The sequence below is a fragment of the Streptomyces sp. NPDC048106 genome, from assembly GCF_040706415.1.
In the GTDB taxonomy this organism is placed as follows: Bacteria; Actinomycetota; Actinomycetes; order Streptomycetales; family Streptomycetaceae; genus Streptomyces.
Genome location: NZ_JBEZND010000028.1, coordinates 57,519 through 73,849 on the forward strand (window position 1 = coordinate 57,519; position 16,331 = coordinate 73,849).

Annotated in this window: 21 protein-coding genes; 19 read left to right on the top strand and 2 right to left on the bottom strand. The window is 71.7% G+C overall.

All coding sequences use genetic code 11. The annotated features are described in order from the left end of the window. Position 1 precedes the first annotated feature (1 nt). Entirely contained in the window at positions 2–916 is a 915-nt protein-coding gene (locus AB0927_RS26100; RefSeq protein ID WP_366670143.1) for a sigma-70 family RNA polymerase sigma factor, read from the bottom strand. Positions 917–1,292: 376 nt separating this feature from the next. On the opposite strand from AB0927_RS26100, the gene AB0927_RS26105 reads away from it, so the two are divergent. The 17 genes from AB0927_RS26105 to AB0927_RS26185 all read left to right on the top strand — a co-directional run bounded on the left by AB0927_RS26105 (position 1,293) and on the right by AB0927_RS26185 (position 14,547). After that, complete coding sequence (locus AB0927_RS26105) at positions 1,293–2,153, top strand: hypothetical protein (RefSeq protein ID WP_366670144.1); 861 nt, start codon at positions 1,293–1,295, stop codon at positions 2,151–2,153. Between the two features lie 109 nt (positions 2,154–2,262). Then, positions 2,263–2,634 carry a hypothetical protein gene (locus AB0927_RS26110; RefSeq protein ID WP_366670145.1) on the top strand — a complete coding sequence of 124 codons (372 nt, stop codon included), beginning with the start codon at positions 2,263–2,265 and terminating at the stop codon, positions 2,632–2,634. Between the two features lie 167 nt (positions 2,635–2,801). After that, a complete protein-coding gene (locus tag AB0927_RS26115; protein ID WP_366670146.1) occupies positions 2,802–2,966 on the top strand; it encodes a hypothetical protein in 165 nt (54 codons plus the stop codon). Next, positions 2,963–3,133 carry a hypothetical protein gene (locus AB0927_RS26120; protein ID WP_366670147.1) on the top strand — a complete coding sequence of 57 codons (171 nt, stop codon included), beginning with the start codon at positions 2,963–2,965 and terminating at the stop codon, positions 3,131–3,133. Before AB0927_RS26115 ends, AB0927_RS26120 begins: the two co-directional genes overlap by 4 nt. Next, positions 3,130–3,312 (top strand): hypothetical protein, encoded by a 183-nt coding sequence (locus tag AB0927_RS26125; protein ID WP_366670148.1) that lies wholly within the window; start codon positions 3,130–3,132, stop codon positions 3,310–3,312. Before AB0927_RS26120 ends, AB0927_RS26125 begins: the two co-directional genes overlap by 4 nt. A 155-nt stretch (positions 3,313–3,467) precedes the next feature. Beyond that, complete coding sequence (locus AB0927_RS26130; protein ID WP_366670149.1) at positions 3,468–3,770, top strand: WhiB family transcriptional regulator; 303 nt, start codon at positions 3,468–3,470, stop codon at positions 3,768–3,770. A 223-nt stretch (positions 3,771–3,993) separates the two neighbouring features. After that, positions 3,994–4,281, top strand: coding sequence for a hypothetical protein (locus AB0927_RS26135; protein ID WP_366670150.1), 288 nt, complete (start codon positions 3,994–3,996; stop codon positions 4,279–4,281). A gap of 551 nt (positions 4,282–4,832) precedes the next feature. Beyond that, positions 4,833–5,576, top strand: a complete 744-nt coding sequence (locus AB0927_RS26140; RefSeq protein ID WP_366670151.1) for a hypothetical protein — start codon at positions 4,833–4,835, stop codon at positions 5,574–5,576. Between the two features lie 104 nt (positions 5,577–5,680). Next, entirely contained in the window at positions 5,681–6,106 is a 426-nt protein-coding gene (locus AB0927_RS26145; RefSeq protein WP_366670152.1) for a hypothetical protein, read from the top strand. A 63-nt stretch (positions 6,107–6,169) separates the two neighbouring features. Then, the gene (locus tag AB0927_RS26150) at positions 6,170–8,206 is read left to right on the top strand and encodes a hypothetical protein (protein WP_366670153.1); all 2,037 of its coding nucleotides are present in this window, start codon (positions 6,170–6,172) and stop codon (positions 8,204–8,206) included. Between the two features lie 85 nt (positions 8,207–8,291). Further along, complete coding sequence (locus tag AB0927_RS26155; protein ID WP_366670154.1) at positions 8,292–8,459, top strand: hypothetical protein; 168 nt, start codon at positions 8,292–8,294, stop codon at positions 8,457–8,459. 125 nt (positions 8,460–8,584) lie between these two features. Then, positions 8,585–9,061, top strand: a complete 477-nt coding sequence (locus tag AB0927_RS26160) for a hypothetical protein (RefSeq protein WP_366670155.1) — start codon at positions 8,585–8,587, stop codon at positions 9,059–9,061. Beyond that, positions 9,058–9,366 (top strand): hypothetical protein, encoded by a 309-nt coding sequence (locus tag AB0927_RS26165; protein ID WP_366670156.1) that lies wholly within the window; start codon positions 9,058–9,060, stop codon positions 9,364–9,366. The genes AB0927_RS26160 and AB0927_RS26165 overlap by 4 nt, the downstream gene beginning before the upstream one ends. Before the next feature lie 127 nt (positions 9,367–9,493). Next, complete coding sequence (locus tag AB0927_RS26170) at positions 9,494–11,608, top strand: ATP/GTP-binding protein (RefSeq protein WP_366670157.1); 2,115 nt, start codon at positions 9,494–9,496, stop codon at positions 11,606–11,608. 17 nt (positions 11,609–11,625) lie between these two features. After that, positions 11,626–12,045 (top strand): conjugal transfer protein TraB, encoded by a 420-nt coding sequence (locus tag AB0927_RS26175; RefSeq protein ID WP_366670158.1) that lies wholly within the window; start codon positions 11,626–11,628, stop codon positions 12,043–12,045. A gap of 83 nt (positions 12,046–12,128) precedes the next feature. Next, on the top strand, positions 12,129–14,276 hold the full coding sequence (locus tag AB0927_RS26180; RefSeq protein WP_366670159.1) for a chromosome segregation protein ParM: 2,148 nt from the start codon (positions 12,129–12,131) through the stop codon (positions 14,274–14,276). 82 nt (positions 14,277–14,358) lie between these two features. Beyond that, positions 14,359–14,547, top strand: a complete 189-nt coding sequence (locus AB0927_RS26185; RefSeq protein WP_366670160.1) for a hypothetical protein — start codon at positions 14,359–14,361, stop codon at positions 14,545–14,547. Here AB0927_RS26185 and AB0927_RS26190 read toward each other — a convergent pair whose 3' ends face one another. Further along, positions 14,548–14,709 carry a hypothetical protein gene (locus AB0927_RS26190; protein ID WP_366670161.1) on the bottom strand — a complete coding sequence of 54 codons (162 nt, stop codon included), beginning with the start codon at positions 14,707–14,709 and terminating at the stop codon, positions 14,548–14,550. It lies immediately after the preceding gene. A gap of 137 nt (positions 14,710–14,846) precedes the next feature. Between AB0927_RS26190 and AB0927_RS26195 the strand changes: the two genes are divergently transcribed. Together AB0927_RS26195 and AB0927_RS26200 are read left to right on the top strand one after the other, a co-directional pair. Beyond that, entirely contained in the window at positions 14,847–15,395 is a 549-nt protein-coding gene (locus AB0927_RS26195; RefSeq protein ID WP_366670162.1) for a hypothetical protein, read from the top strand. A gap of 118 nt (positions 15,396–15,513) precedes the next feature. Next, entirely contained in the window at positions 15,514–16,290 is a 777-nt protein-coding gene (locus tag AB0927_RS26200) for a hypothetical protein (RefSeq protein WP_366670163.1), read from the top strand. The last annotated feature ends 41 nt before the right edge of the window (positions 16,291–16,331 follow it).

Here is a 16,331-nt window from a genome sequence, read left to right on the forward strand (position 1 = left end):
GTCAGGCCCCTTCCGGGCGGTAGAACGGCGTGATTTGCTCGCTCGCGACGATCTCGAGGGTCTCTGGGTCAAAGCGGCTGGAGATGAGGGTCGAGAACCGTCGTGCCTTGAGCTCGCGGTGCACGGTGGCCAGTTCCTGGTTGAGCCAGTGGACGACGCCACCGGAGCCACGCGCGTGGATGCCGGCAACATACAGGAAGGTTCCCTTGCCGTCGGGGCGTGGGAGCCTGCCGAAGTATGCGATGTCGCTGTTCTCGCCCTGGTCCATCGGTGAGCGGTAGATCTGGCCGGTGTTGCGGTCGGTGAGGTACCAGCCGCCATCATCCTTGCCGAACCGCAGGTGGGGATCCCCTTCAAGGATCTGTTCGATGAGGGGCGACAGCCGAGGGCCGCAGATGACCACGAGGTTGTTGCGGTTGAGCCGGACGTTGCCGCCGAGCGGGATCCGTTCGAAGCTGACTTCCAACCCGACCTCTTCGGCCAGCTCCCGCAGACGTTCGTAGGTCTGGACGTCCTCGGTGGCGATCACGGGGCCCTGGATGGCCTTCTTCTTGCCATCCTTGTCGTTGCCGTCTTCCAGCTTCTCGGCCAGCGCCACGATGACCTTGCCCGAGCCGAGGAAGAGCCTCTCCGGCGGGGCTCCCTTGGCGAGCTGGCTTACGCGTCCCTTGCTGATGCCGAGTTCGGACGCCAGCTGAGTGCTGTTCAACCGGCCCACACGCAGCGTCTCGTTCATCGCCTCGTTGCGGACCGCCTGAAACTCGTTGCCGTAGTCCTGTACACGGCCAGCGAGACCATGTGCGACCTTCGCGCGCTCCAGAGGGTCAGGGAGTTCCTTCAGCTGGGACAAGGCGACGTCGAAGGCCGCATCGAGCTGGTCTCGCAGCGCGGCTGGAGCTACATCGTGCGCTTCCATACGTGCCTCCCTTCGTAGAGTCATGTTTACCCCATTAAACCTCATGGGTTCAAGGCGGTTGACGCGCGCCGTGACGAGACCTATGGTTTCGGTAGTCGAGCGGTTTAGGGCGCTAAATCGCTTGGTTGCGTTTGCTATATCTGCTTGTCAGGCGCCCAGCCCCACCGCAGTTTCTGCGGCTCGTCTCTTCGGAGTCGGGCAGGTGGTCGGAGGCGGTAGCACGATCAAACCCCCCGGCTGGCAGGACTGCGTGTACGACCTCAGCGCTGATGCGCTGTCTGTCCACCGGGATTCGAGCCGTTGGCTCGTGGGCCCGGTGAGCGGAGAGAGCATCCGCCCCGCGAACACCCCTCCCTCTCCCTGCCGAGGAGTCGCCATGCCCGAGCTCGCCATGCCCAAGGCCGCTAAGCGCAAGGGCCGCACCCGTACCTCCCGCGTCAGCCCCCTCGACGCGATCGCCCTCTCGACCCTGTCGCCCGGACACATCGACATGCGGACCGTGGAGACCACGCAGACCCGCCGCATCTCGCTGGTGTGCCCGGACTGCGACACCTGGGTGGCCGTGACCCCCCACCGCGGCACCTACCTGCTCAAGCTCGTCCCGCACCACACCGGCAAGGCCGGCGTCGCCGACGCCATCCGCTGCCGCTCCGGCAACCGCCTCGTCGACGTGGACATCACCGAACACGCCTGGCGCCGCCAGTACAGGGGCTGGGCGCACGAGGAGCGCCTCGCCGTCGACCTCACCCGCCACCGCCGCCCCACCGTCCAGACCCTCAAGGTCGCCCGGCCCCAGGAACGCCCCGCCGACCGGCGAGCCCAGTGGGAGCGTGCGGTGCCCGCTGTCCGCCGGGCCGACGCCGCCCGTACGGTCCCTGCCGACGCGATCCCCACGACTCGCGGTCTGGCCGTCGACGGACCCGCCGGCGCCCCGCTGGCCCTGGTCCCCCAGACCGCTGGGGACCGCCGCTCCGTCCGCGCCCTTGCCACCGGCATTCTTCGCGCCCTGGCCGCCACCGACACGGACCGGTACGCGAGCGACGTCCTCGCGGAGCACCTCACCCGCGCCGCCTACACGCACCTGGCCACCATCTGGCGCCGCCCCCTGACCCCGGCCGACCAGCCCGCGCACACCGCGCTGGTGGCTGCGGTCAGCGCCGCGCTGCCCGCCCCGACCCCGGGCGAGACCGCCGCCGCGTACACCGCCCGCTGCCACAGGCCCGCCCTCGCCGCCTGATCCGCACAACCGCCCACGGCCCCGGCCTCGGCTCCCGCTCCGCGCGGGGGGACGAGGCCGGGGCCTTCTGCTCCCGTCCCGCCTGACGCGCCGCAACCTGGAGGTCCTGATGCCCGCCACCCCGACCCTGACGTCCCACCGGCCCAGCACCGACGAGGTGTTCGACGCTGAGACGCTCGCGCTCCTGGAGGCGATCGAGGTGCCGCTCCCCGACTTCGCCGACCTGGACCTGGACATCGCCTTCGGTACCCCGCTGGAGCTGCACGAGCCCTTCGCGACGTCCCGCGAGAAGGGCCTGCCCGAGGGGGAGCTCCTGGAGCAGTTCTTCGCCCGGCGGCACGCGGCCCGCGACATCCTCGCCGACGACCCGACCATCACCGCCCGCGTCCGCGAGTGCCTGGTCGACGTCCTTCTCCCCTGCGCCGACCGCCTGCGCCGGACGATCCGCTCCGGATGCCGCCCCGAGTACGCCGCGGCCTGACCGGCTGGCTCCGGACGGACGCCCACGATCAGCGGCCACCCCAGTACGCCGAGGGGTGGCCGCTGGTCGTGGCCGGTCGTACGACCCGCCAACACGACGACAGCCCCGGGGATTGCGCCCCCGGGGCTTGTCCAGGACCTGATTCGGAGGACCTGATGCAGCAGAGCATGACACGCACCGCGCAGCAGCCGCGGGCCGGGATCATCGACGACATCGAGGACGAGGACGACGCCAAGGGCTACGAGCCCGAGGACGCCGCCCGCGTCGACGTCGCCCTGGTCCACGTTCCCATCGCCGCGCCTGTGCAGGCGGGTTGGGTGGTGGCCGCGTGACCAGCGAGCAGGGCGCCAGTCGTCCGCTGGTGTCGGCGGAGGACGACCCCCTCTTCGACGCAGATCACCAGCGCTGGGTCGGGCCGGAGCGCCGCGCGACGATCACGGTCGGCGAGGTCGAGGAGATCCAAGGCCGGGCCGCACTGGCGAAGGCCGACCGCCGATGAGTGCCCGACCGACCGACGACCTGTTCAACCGCTACATGAAGGCGTTCGAGGACTCCGAGACGCACACCGTCGGCTGCCCGGCCTGCCAGGGCGAGACACCGTGCGCGCAGGGGGTGCCGCTCCACGATCGGTTCGCCCGTCTCCAGGACGCCTACCTCGCACGCCAGAAGCAGCGCTGACCCGGCCCTGCCCGTCGTCCCCGCGCCCCCACGGGCGGGGCCGGCGGAGAGCGCCGGGAGCTCCCCCCGCTCCGGCCATCCGGCCGCCGAACACGCGAACAGCCCCAGGGTGGCCGCCCTGGGGCTGTCTCGTACGGACCTTCTGGGAGGCCCTGATGAACCGCTCCATCGTACGCACGACCTACGCGCCCGCCGCCGACCTGCCGGTCAACACCAACTGGCGAGCGTCATCGGCCTGCAAGGACGAAGACCCCGACCTGTTCTTCCCGATCGGCACCACCGGCCCCGCGCTCCTGCAGATCGAGGAGGCGAAGGCCGTGTGCCGTCGCTGCCCGGTCATGGAGCGCTGCCTGCAGTGGGCGCTGGAGTCCGGCGAGGAGCACGGCGTCTGGGGTGGCCTGTCCGAGGGCGGGCGGCGCGCGATGAAGCGTCGCGCCGCTCGCCGCAACGCTGCCTGACGGCCCGCCACGGTCCGTCTCCCGCCCACCAGAGCAGAACAGGACGGGAGACGGGTCGTGGCGGGCCGACCGGCCAGCCGAAACGAAAAGTGGACGGCCCCGAAACTCTGACCTCCCGGGACCGTCCGTGATCAAGAAAGGAACGTCTCTCTTGAACACGACGATGATCACACGCCCGGTTCCCCGGGCGCCACAGGGCGACGACGACAGGTACGCCCGGGTCTTGACCGCCATCAACTCCCACCGTCTCCCGCGTCCGGTCCGCCGGCCGCGCCAGACGGAGCCGCACACCACGCTCGGTGCCCACCTCCTGGCCGTGGTCCGCGCCCAGGACGCCGCGATCCCCGCCGAGCGGCGCGCGCCGCGCACGGTGGGCGAGATGCGGGCCCGCCTGGCCGGGCTGTACGAGGAGGAGCAGGACGCCTGCGGCCTCTGCGGGAACTGGACGTGCACCTGCCCCAAGGGCCGTGCTCAGGGCCGCGTCCAGATGACCGGGACGGCGGTGGCCTGATGCGCGCCCGCATCCCCGTCCCGGCCCTGACCGACGAGGAGCGCGACGAGATGTCGCGCAAGGTCGCCGAGGCGAACAAGCAGTCGCAGCAGCGCCCGCGCTGACGATGACTCACCTCATACACCTGGCCCGGGTCGCTCATCAGCGTGCGACCCGGGCCGTCCGCATGGTCGGTCCCGCTCACCCTCTGGCCCGTCGGCTGCTGGCGGCCGCTGCCACGGCGGCCGCCAGGGCCTGGGACGCAGGGCACCACGTCACCGACCTCCACAAAGACTGACCCGCAGCGCGGGAGGGAGACCGAAGTCCCCTCCCGCGCCGCGCTGTTTCGACCGGACCGGCCGCCCGCACGACCGGTGGCCCGGCCTTTCGCACGTTCCCAGCCCGGGAGCGCCCCGGGCTCCCCCTTCTTCTGGAGGTCCGTTGTGACCCGAACCATCTCCTTGCGCGCGCCTCTGGACGAGTCCGGGCTGCCGCCCAAGGAGCCGACCCGCCAGGGCCAGCCGGTCGGCGCACCCAGCCGTATCCCCTCTCCTCGTCAAGGAGGCATTGCCATGCCGGATTTCGGCGACACGATCCGGATCACGTCCGACGAGCACCGGGAGATCTTCGCCCGCCTTCAGCCGCATCTGCCGCCGTACCTGACGAAGGTCGAGCCCAGCCGCTACGGATACGGACTCTGCTTCGAGTTCAAGCCCTTCACCGGTCGTGAAGAGGAGCCGTCGGCGCCTGACGCCTCCTACGACGACCCGAAGCTGCGGTACTCGGCCGAGTCCGACGACCCGGCCGAGTACCGGCTGAGGGTGGCGGCCCGCGAGATCCTGTCCGACCTGTACAGCAGGGCACGGGCCGAGTGGAAGGTCGCGGCCTACGTCGCGGACCTGCGCCAGGTCGTCAAGGACGCCCCCGCCCGATGGGAGGCGTACGAACAGGCAGCGAACGCGCTGGATTCGGCCTACGGCTACCTGCGTACCCCGCAGGCCGGCGCGGAATGGCCGTCCGCGATCTCGCGCCTGGTCGACGCCCAGGAGCGGGCCCTGGCCGCCGCCCGCGCGTTCGACGACCGAGCAGCGGAGATCGCTGCGGTCCAGTACAAGCACCTCTACGCCGACCTGGGCGATGCCGCCGCCCTCGCGGCGGCTGGCTATCCCGAGGCCAAGGACTGGCACATCGGGGACGGCTTCGGCGGCTACTACAGCCAGTCCCTCCTGGAGAAGGTCCGCCACCTCACCGACGAGCAGGACGCCCATCTCGCGAAGGTCGGCCGACTGGCCGGCTCCGGCACGGCCCTGGCCTGACGGCTGCCTGATCCGCCCGCCCCGACCGCCGAACCTCCGGTGGCCGGGGCGGGCGGTGACGGGGAGCCGGACAGTCCGGACTACCGACGGAACAGGAGAGCCCCTTGACCGCGTCGATCACCGCTTCCGCTCCGCTGGAGGCGCACAACGAGACCCTGCTGGCCCGGGCCGCGGAGCTGGAAGCCTCCTGGTACACCGGCCCCCGGTTGTGGTTCGGCACCAGCGGCGAGCCTGTCACCGGCAGCCAGACCGCCACCTACCTGGAGACCGCCCTCGCCCTGCTGGACCGGGAGGGCTGGGAGCCGGGCGCCTTCGGCCTGTGGGAGGTGCTGGCCGGCCCCATCGACCTGACCGGCGTGTCCGTGAGCGTGCTGGAGCTGGTCATCTGCGCCCACACCGGCGCCAGCGCGGCCGAGCCGCGGCTGTGGGACACGATCCCGGGCCGAACCGTCGACCAGGTCCGCGCCCTGCTGCTCGCCGGTGCCGCCTACGCCCGTCGCTACGGCCCCACGGACGCCGCGCACCACTGACACCCAACTACCCCCGTGGCCGCTGCCCTCCCGGCAGCAGGCGTACAAAGGAAGGACCACGTTGTGACCACCCGACGTCAGCCTCGCAAGGCTGCCGCCAAGAAGACGACGGCCAAGACCCCCACCGCGGCGACGGCCGGCCCGATCGAGGCCGCTGACACGACGGTGGCCACCGAGCCCGCCCCCGCCCCCGCCGCGGCGCCCGCGCCGACGCCGGTGCCGGAGGCCGACACCGAGGCGATCGTGACGGCCGCCCGCGCGGAGGCCGACCAGCTGCTCGCCGCCGCGCGCAGCGAGGCCGATGCCCTGATCGAGCAGGCACGCCGGCAGTGTGCCGACGCCGACAGCGCCGTCGCGAAGGCGCAGGCGGAAGCGGACGGCATCCTCGCTGTCGCGACGGAGCAGGCGGCACGGATGCGCACGCTCACCGAGGAGCAGGTCGCGGCGGCCGAGGAGACGGTGCAGCGCGCTCGTACGATCGCCGATGGCGACCTGGCGGCGGCCGAGCAGACCCTCGCCCGCCGCCGCCAGGCCGCGGAGAAGCTCCAGGCCGAGGCGGAGACCGAGGCCGCCCGGATCGTGGAGGCGGCGCGCCTGCGCGCGGAGCAGATCCGCAGCGAGGCCGAGCAGGACAAGGACCGTGTCCAGGCCGAGGCCGAGGCCACCGCCGCGCACGCCGCGCACCTGGTGGAGGAGGCCAAGCAGCGCGCCGCCGAACTGGTGGCCGCTGCCGAGGAGGATGCCCGCGCGCGGCGTGACGCCGCGGCCGAGATGCGGCAGCAGGCGGAGGAGGACGCCGAGCAGCTGCGCGCCCGGGCCCGTGAGGAGGTCGCGACGGCGCAGGAGGACGCCGCGCAGATCCTGGATCACGCCCGCGGGCAGGCGGCCGACGTGCTCCGCGATGCGGAGCAGGAGGCCGACGACACGCGTGGTGAGGCGCAGCAGGTCCTCGAGGCCGCGCAGGCCCGAGCCGAGGAGGACGTCCTCAGGGTCCGCTCGCTCGCGGAGGCCAAGGCGGCCGGCGCCATCTCCAGCGCGGAGGCCGCCGCGTCCGAGCGGATCACGGCGGCCGAGAAAGAAGCGGGCCGCCTGGTCGGCGACGCCAAACGGGAAGCCGAACAGATCCGCGCCAAGGCGGGTGCCGAGCAGCAGGCGGCGCGGCAGGAGCTGGCGGCCACCCGCGAGGAAGTCGCCGCCGCGCAGGCGCTCATCGCCCGCCAGGAGAAGACGAAGAACGTGGTCAACACCTGGGGGCCGCGGGCCGCCCTGGGGGCGACCATCGTCCTGACCGCGTCCGGTGAGTTCGCTTTGGCCCGGCTGAGCGGCTGGCCGTGGCAGGTGGCCTGGGCGTTGCCGCTGGCGATCGACGTCTACGTCGTGCAGGCCTTCCGCCGCCACCGCGACGTCGCGGGCGCCCTGATCCTCATGGTCGCCGCGAACGCGATCTACCACCTCGCCGCGGCGGGCCTGGTCGGCGTCGACAAGACGGGCCACCCGCTGTGGTGGCTCATCGTCGGCGTCGCCGCCATCGCCCCCTGGGTGATGTGGCGCATCCACCAGATCACCAAGGAGCCCGGCGAGACGGGCCACGGTGAGACCGGCACCGACACCGGGACCGGGCCGGATGAGACGACGCGCACCACACCCGCCGATGAGACCGACCCGGCCCGGGCCGCCGGTCTCACGGGCCCCGGTGAGACGGTTCCCCATCCGCGCACCGCCCCGGCGCTCGTCGCTGAGACGGCCGGGGGTGAGACACCCCGGGCCCTTGAGACGGGTTCCACTGAGACAGACGACGTGGTGAGCGCGGCTGAGACGGCGTCTCACAGCACTGAGACGCGCAGGTCAGGCCGTGAGACGGCCTCTGCGGACAGCGGCGCGACTCCCCTCCCGCTGCGCTCCGCTGAGACCGGCCGCCCCGCGCTCCCCCGGGACGCTGAGATCGAGGGGCAGGTCACCTCGCTGCTCAGTCTCATGTACCGGCGCCAGGGCGTGGACACCGTCTCAGTCGACGAAGCGAAGAGGATCCTCGGCGTCTCACGCGCCACCGCCGGACGCCGACTTGAGATCGCACGCTCCCGCTTCACGAAGGTCTCCTGAGACGCGCGGCCATCCCGAGCACCGCCCAGGCCGCCGACAGGCGGCCGTCCTACGCCTCAACCACCCGACGAAGAGAAGGAGCGGCATGAACGCCCTGGAGTACGTGACCGGCGTGGTCCTCGCCCTGGTGGCCCTGGCCACCGTGCTGGCCACACCGGTCCTGATCGTCCACTCCCGCAGTCCGTACGACCACGGTCCTGACTGCTGGTGGTGCCACCCGCGCCTGCTGCCGCGCCGGCGGGACTCCCGCTGACACCCAGCCGCCCCACCGTCCGGCACACACCAGTGAGGGCCAGCCCGCTCGCATCGGGCTGGCCCTCGCTGCGACTGCCGGAAGCAGTCACAGCCCCACCAGTACACCAGGAGGGAATCCCCGCCGTGAACAGCAACAACGACCCGAACTACGCACCTCTGCGCGACGTCGCGCAGAGCCCGGAGGCAACCGCCCGGTACCTGGCCGATGTCCAGCGGGTCCTGCTGGACATCGGCAAGAACCTGGAGACCCTCGCCATCGAGACCCGCGTGCACCTGCGCAAGACGCACGTGGAGGGCGACCGCTGGTACCACGCCAGGCTGCGCGCGATGCCCGTGGAAAAGGCCCTCGGACAGGTTCTCAAGAACCTGAACAACCTCACCGAGGGCCTGGAAAAGAGCGCCTATAAGCGCCGCGCCCACGACGAGGCCGTGGTGAATACGGTCAAGGGAAGGAAGGAAAAGGAGCTGGAAAGGCAGCGTAAGAAGAACCCGCAGCCGCTCCAGGCCGCACCGAATCCGCCGCAGCAGGGTGCACAGAGCCAGAATCTCGGCTATGGTGGTCCCACGTCGATTTACGACATGGGTCGGGAGTCGGCGTGAACCGCCCCCTCAGCAGCGCCGAACGCTCCGCACAGCGGCGCCAGAACTGGCTGAAGGAAGAGGCGACGAAAGCCCGCGAATCTCGCGGCGAGGCAGGGCAGATGGAATTCTGGCTCCGCCTGGCACGATCCCGAATGGCCAAGGACGTTAAAGCCGGTCGCGGCGACGTCTACTCCGGATTCGCGCTGATCTGCCGCCTGTTCATCACGGCGCTGGACCAGCGTGTGGAGGGCAACGGACGGATCTGGAACGACCTGCTGCAGTACGCGGAACAGGTCGTGGCGAAGTACCCCCCGCGTGACTGACCGTCACCAGTGAAGGCCCCGCCGGGCTCCGGCGGGGCCTCGCGCGCGTAAAGCGTGCACACGTGCACGTGCACACGCGTGCACACAAGACCCCACGCTCTGTCAAGTCCCAGGAGGGAGGCGCACCGTGTCCGATGAGGACGGCACAGGGACCTTGGTCCAAGGCCCCTGGAGCGGTGATTCCACGTACGTGCCACCGCCGATCCCGGATTACGGCGACACCATTCCGCCACCGGAAGACATCCCCCCGGCACCCCCGGAATCGCCGGAAGAGACGACAATGGAACTTCCGGTGATTCCGGCTGCCCCGGACCCGTCGACGGCCCTGCGGTCCGAAGGAATTACGGCGCCGGAAACCAGTGAAGATGACGGCGAATACGAGGAAGGCGAATACGAGCAGCCTCGTTCTCTCGCTGACCGTCTCGGTGACTGGCTGGAATTCCGTCTGGAAAGGGCGCGGGCGCTCCATGAAAGCGAAGCGCCTTTCCGTGAGGCTGAAATAGCTCGGAAGGCGGCGCTGCTGGAGGGCCGTACCGCGCAGGAAGTCGCGATGATGGAGCAGAACGGAAAGCTCCATGCCGCGATGATGAAAGCGAAGGGCGACAAGGCGGCGGCGCGCGGAAAGGCGGATGCCGACCGCATGAAGTCGTCCGCCTCCGGCCTGGGTGCGGACAAGGGCCGCTCGAAGGCCGGCGGCGGGGGCGGGTCCTCGCGCGGCGGAGGCAGCTCCGGCGGCGGCCGGGGCTCGGGGGGCGGTAATGCGCCCATGGGCTCCGGGAAGGGCTCTGATCGCTCCGCTGGCGGCCGCGGGGGCGGGGCGAAGGGTAATGAGTCGTCTGGGGGTTCCAGAGGCCGTCAGAACGGCTCTGGAGGCTCTTCCGGTACGGGTAAGGGCAGTTCGGGGGGCTCCGGCAACTCGGGTTCCGGCAAGGGCGGGTCGAAGGGCGACGGCGGCAGGACGCAGCACTCGCCGGCCTCCAGCCCCAGGACAGAGCGCGCCGCCGCCCGCCAGGACGCCCGGCAGCAGCGGCGCAGCGCCGATCAGGCCGCGAACCTCGCCGACCGGAGCAAGGACCGCGACCAGGCCCGCGCCCAGAAACAGCAGGCGTGGGAGGAGCACCGGGCCAAGAAGGCGGCGCGGGCGGAGGCGCGGAAGGCGAAGCGGGAAGCCGCGGCGTCGGCCGACCCGGGCCGCACCACGCTGGGCAAGGCCCTCGGCGAGGAAGCTCAGCGCCGCTTCGACAAACGCCGCGCGGACGCGAAGGCGGCCGGCACCGAGAAGGTGAACCTGACCAAGGACAAGGACTCCAAGGCCAAGGGCACCGACGGCAAGGACGCCAAGACCGCCAAGGAGGCCCCCGGCGGGGCCTCCAGCGCCGCGAAGGACGGCAAGGCGACCGATGAGTCGGGCAAGGAGTCCACGGCCGGTGACGGGGCGTCTGACGGTTCGAAGAAGCGGCGCCGGTTCCGGCGCCGGCGCACCGGGGCGGGCCGGACTGGAGGCCGCGGACGCGCCCGCCGCACCGGACGCGCCCGCCGCACGGGACGCGCTCGTACAGGCCGGGCTGGTCGGCGTGGCCGTCCGGCGGACAGCCCGTTCGGCGAGGAGGGCTCCACCCCGACGGTGGAGTGGCCCGAGCACGACACCCGCCCGCCCAAGCGCACCGCGAAGGACGAGGACGACATCGTCGACGCGGACATCGTCCCCGACGAGCCCGCGGCCGTGACCACCGGCGTCAAGGGCCTGCCCCCCGCGCCGGAAAAGCACACGAAGCGGCCAGGCACCAGCCGGCCGGACACGGAAGGGAAGAGCATGAGCAGGCCGCCAGTCAGCCAGCAGTCCGGGCACAGCGGGCTTGGTACCCAGCACCGTACGGACATCACGTTCGACCAGTACCTGATGGAGATGGCGAACATCGCCATCAAGGCCGCCTCCGACCAGGAGCGTGCCGAAGCCCTGATGGAGGCCCTCGGCAAGGTCGCCGACGCCCTGCGGGAGATGGCCGCCGACCTGGTCGGCGACCACAACATCGACACCGCGGTGACCGACCTGATCGCGGACCTGGCCGACTCCGCGGCCCGCATGAAGACGCAGGCCGAGCGCTGCGCCGAACAGTGTGGCCTGGCCAGGGAAGCCGCCCGGCTCGCCGCCACCGCCGTCGCCCGCGTCTACGGCGAGGACATGAACGCCAAGGAAGACGCTGGCCTCACGCACGCGTCGGCCGCCGCCCACCACGACTGAGCACGGGAGGACCCGCGATGAGCAGCGACCCCGCACCCCGCAACACCAGCACGGCGCCCGCCGTGGCCGACGACGACAACCGGTACAAGGCCGTCCAGGCCAAGCTGGACAAGCTCGGCAAGGCCATGGACGACGCCACCTTCGAACTCGAGGGACTGCGGCGCAGCATGCAGGCCAACGCCAAGCACACCGACGGCGTCGCCACCGACATCGAGAACGCCGACCTGGACCCGAAGTTCGTCGTCCTCACCGCCAACGTGGCCACCGCCCTGGACGGAGCCGCCCGGGAGGTTCGGACGTTGTCCGACACCGCCCAGGAGACCGCCGACCTCACCCACGAGACCCGGCGCACCCACGCCAAGCTCTACGGCGCGCTGGACGACATCCGCTCCAACCGGCGCGAGAAGACGCCCAGGCCGGGCTTCTTCAATCGCTGACCCCACTCCCCACTCCCCCACCCCGCCACGGGCGGCCCCGCGATCTGCGGGGCCGCCCGTGCCCGTTCCCGAAGGAGAAGCCGGTGACCACGCCGCGCAGCGTCGCGCTCGAGCGCCTCGCCTACACTCTCGCCGCGCCCGTGCTGGCCGTGGCCCCGAACCTCTACCCCGACAGCCCCGTCAACTCCGTCGTGCAGCTCGCCGGAGCGGCCGGGATCGGCGGCTGGGTCCTCGCCGCCAAGAGCGATGAGCCCGGCGCCGGCCGCAAGATCCTGCGCTGGTCCCCGCTGGTCCTGGCCGCCGCCGTCGACGTCGCCGCCGGGCACACCGGCGGCTTCGGCCCGTACTGGCTGGACGGGATGCTCGCCGCCGGATGGGCGGCGGCCGGCTACCTGGTGATGCCGTTCTCCCGGCACTCCCGCCGCCGCCACCGTCCCGCCATCGCCGCCCCGGCCCCGCAGCCGGCGCCCGCCGAAACCCCCGAGCCGTCCCCGGTCGCTGCGGACGACGGAGCCGACCCGCTCACCCGCGACGCGCGGGTGCTGTGGGAGCAGGCCGGGATGCCCGGCCGCACGCACATCGTCAAGGCCACCCGGCACCCCGGCATGCGGCACGACATGACGATCCTCCTGCGCGCCTCGGAGACCGGACGGCCCATCACCGGCCTCTCCGAGGCCGCGGTCGCCGCGCCGTTCGGCGTGCACTCCAGCGACGTCGTCCTGGCGGAGGTCGCCATCCAGCCCGGCCGCCAGGGCGGCCCCGGCTGGATGGAGGCCCGCATCACCCCCGACGCCAACCAGCGCCGCCGCACCAAGCCGACCGACCAGGAGCGCTGGACGGACCGGATCGGCAGCCCGAAGGGCGGCGCCCCCGGCTCCGAGCTGGTCCACAAGACCCGCGACGACGCACGCGGAGTGACCTTCTACCGGGCGAAGATGGCCGACTCCACCGAGACCCCGCGCATCGACCTGGCCAAGGTCTGCCGCGCCCTCGGCCTGCCCGAGGACGACTCCTGCGTCTTCGTCCTCATCGACGGCGCCGAGTTCCTGATCAGCGCGTTCGACGAGCCGCCGCTGTCGCAGATCTTCCCCGCCACCCGCGAGCTGCTCACCCCGGACGCCAAGGGCATGTACGTGTGCGGATTCACCATCACCGGCCAGCCGGTGAAGACGATGGTGTACCAGCACGACAAGAACGCCCCGGCCCACGGCCTCACCCTCGGAGTGTCCCGTTCCGGCAAGACCCAGTTCTTCGCGATCCACATGGCCGCCCAGTCCCTGGACGGACAGGTGGTATGGCTGTCCACCGTCCGCAAGGACGAGAAGACCACCGTGCTCGGCCGGTACATCGACCGGCAGGGCTCGAACGCCCTGTGGATGGCCCGCTCCCTGCGGGCGGCGAAGGCGCTGTGCGAGATCCGTGCGGAGATGCCCTGGCCGCACGACGGCCAGCCGCACGACTACAAGCCGGGCGACCCGCGCTGCCCCTACCGGCAGCTCAACGTGTACGCCGACGAGTTCATGACCGCCGCGCAGGACGGCGACTTCGGCGAGTTCATCCAGAAAGACGGCGAGGACCTCACGGTCACCGGCCTGAAGTACGGCATCGGCTTCAACCCGGCCGGCCAGTCGCCGTTCGCGCACAACGGGTTCTCCACCGAGATGAAGGACAACCTGCGGCAGAACAGCCGCCCCGTCATCTTCAACATGGGCTCGCCCGGCGCCACCCGCAAGGCGGCCGAGGGCACCATGGAGAACGCCTACGACGTGCCCACCATCCCGGCCCGCTACTCCCGCAACGAGGGCTCCGCGATCGAGCGGGCCATGCGCGGCGAGGCCGACCCGGAGAACGGCGTCAGCACAGGCGGCGTCGCGGTCATCGTCCTCGACAACGGCCGCGCCGTCCTGATGCGCTCGCTGTACGCCGACTTCGACACCGACCTCTCCGAGCTGTTCCCCGGCGAGGTCAACGGGCTCACCGCCTACGAGATCAGCGAGCTGGACAAGCGCGGCCTGTGGTTCGACTGGAACGAGCCCGTGAGGCCCGGCGAGTTCTGGCCCGAGCCCGACGAGGACGACGACGAGGGCGAGGGCCGCTCCCGCAGGCGCGGCGGCGGAGGCGGCGGCAAGGGCGGCGGCGGGCGCGGCTCCAAGAGCGACAACCGCCGCTCCGAGCAGGTCACCTCTCCCCGCCAGGCGCTGGAGGCGATCAAGAGCCTCACCGACGCCTGAACACACCCACCCACCCCCGGGGCCGGCCCGCCCGAGCGCGGCCGGCCCCACCCGAGACCCCCTGTGAAGGAGCACCACCGCCGTGGCCCTCTCGATCTCCGCCGCCGCGCTGCTGGGCATCATCGTCTTCGTCCTGCTCAAGGGCGGCTACGTCCGCGTCGGCTCCGCCACCGCGTGCGTACTGTTCGGCTTCACCCTCGCCGCGACCGGCCTGGCCCCGACCATCACCAGCGCCCTCGCCTCGCTCGCCGGACTGATCTCCAGCTTCTGACTACGCCTCTGTCCACGGCGGGTCGTGAGTGAAGTTGAGCCCGTCGCAGAAGCGGCACTCCCACTCCGCGGGCACTTCCCACTTGTCGACCCAGAAGCCGACCTGCTTGCCCACGAAGTAGTTGTCCCCACCGCACCACCCGCACTCGAAGACGAACTCCACGCCATCCCCTTCCCCGCGCCTGATGGTCCGAGGATGCCCGGGACACGGGTGCGCCGACACCCAAACGCCCACTTACGACGCCGAAGGCCGCCGGAGACCACCCCGGCGGCCTTCGGCGTCCCCTGCCTGGAGCCCCGATGCCCCCTGCCTCGCCGGCCCCCGCCGTAGACCACCCCGCCCCGACCACCCAAGCGCCCGCGCCGCCAGCGGACCTGACCCTCGAGGAACGCCTCACCCTCATCAACACGGAGATGACCGCGCGCCTGGACGAAGCGGCCGTCGCCTACGAGGTCAACACGGCGCACATCGAGACCGAGCCCGTGGACCTGGCCGACGTCGTCACCGGCCCCGTCGACACCGGGCCCGCCCCGCTGCCGGACCTGTACCCGACCCCGGTCGCGGCCCTTCTGCAGCGCGCCCAGCACCGGCTGCTCACTGGCGGCTGGTGCAAGGACGCCCTGGTCGACGAGGACGGCGCCCGCTGCATGCTCGGAGCCATCCGGATCGAGGCCCGCGGCGACAGCGGCCTGGAAGCCAGCGCGGCCTCCGTGCTGCTGGACGCGATCCGCCGCAAGTTCGGTGACGTCGACTCCGTGCCGTCCTTCAACGACGCGCACGGCAGGGGCCGCGTCCCGATCCGCATGGTCGACCAGGCCGCCCGCCTCGCCGACGCCCGCGGCCTCTGACCCCCTGCTCCGGACCACCTGCCTCGCACCCGAACCCATGCGGTCGGGCGCGGGCCAGGCCGTCCGGCCCGCCCACCACCACCCACCACACCGGCCCGAGCGAGGGAGTCACCCCGCCATGCACGCCAACGACAAGCCCAACAGCCAGCACAAGCCGACCTTCTTCGACCTGCTCAACCAGCGGCCCGAGCCGCCGGTCACCGACCTGGACAAGGAATCCGGCAAGAAGCGCTTCGCCCGGCTCCGCGCCGGGTGGGACGCCTCCTGGGAGCAGGGAGGCTTCCTGTACGAGCGGTGGGAAGACGTCCGGCACGCGCAGTGCGCCGGCTGGCACGGCATGGCCAACTGGATCAAGGCCGTGCTCAGCCTCGCCACCATCTGCGCGTTCCTCATCCTGCTGGACGCCGCCGGCGACATCGTCTCCGCTGTAGCCCACCGGTTCGCCACCGCGACCCCCAACGCCCAGTTGGCGCCGGAAACATCCGACAGCCTCTGGGCGGTGATCGACACCCCGGTCCGCTCCTACCTCGCCCAGCACACCAGCGGACTCGCCGTCAGCGGCCCCGCCGTCTACGCCCTCTGGCAGGCGGCGGGCCTGTTCGGCCTGATTGGCGGCTTCTTCCACAGCACGGTCGCCCGCATCACCTGGACTCTGTGGGGCGCGGTCACCATCACCGCCGTCTGGTCCGCCTCCCCTATCGACGGCCGCACCATCGCCACCGGGATCGCCATCCTCGCCTGGACCATCGCTTCCGGAATCGCCCTGAGCGGCCTGAGCCTGCGCCCGGTCACCCACACGGTCGTCCAGCCCCACATCCACATCCCGCCGCAGCCCAGCCCCGTCCACGACGACCTGGACGACGACCGCGACGACATCCGCCCGTTCCGCGACTGACCCGTCGCTCTGCCTGGTCCTCGGTCGCCCCACGCGACCGA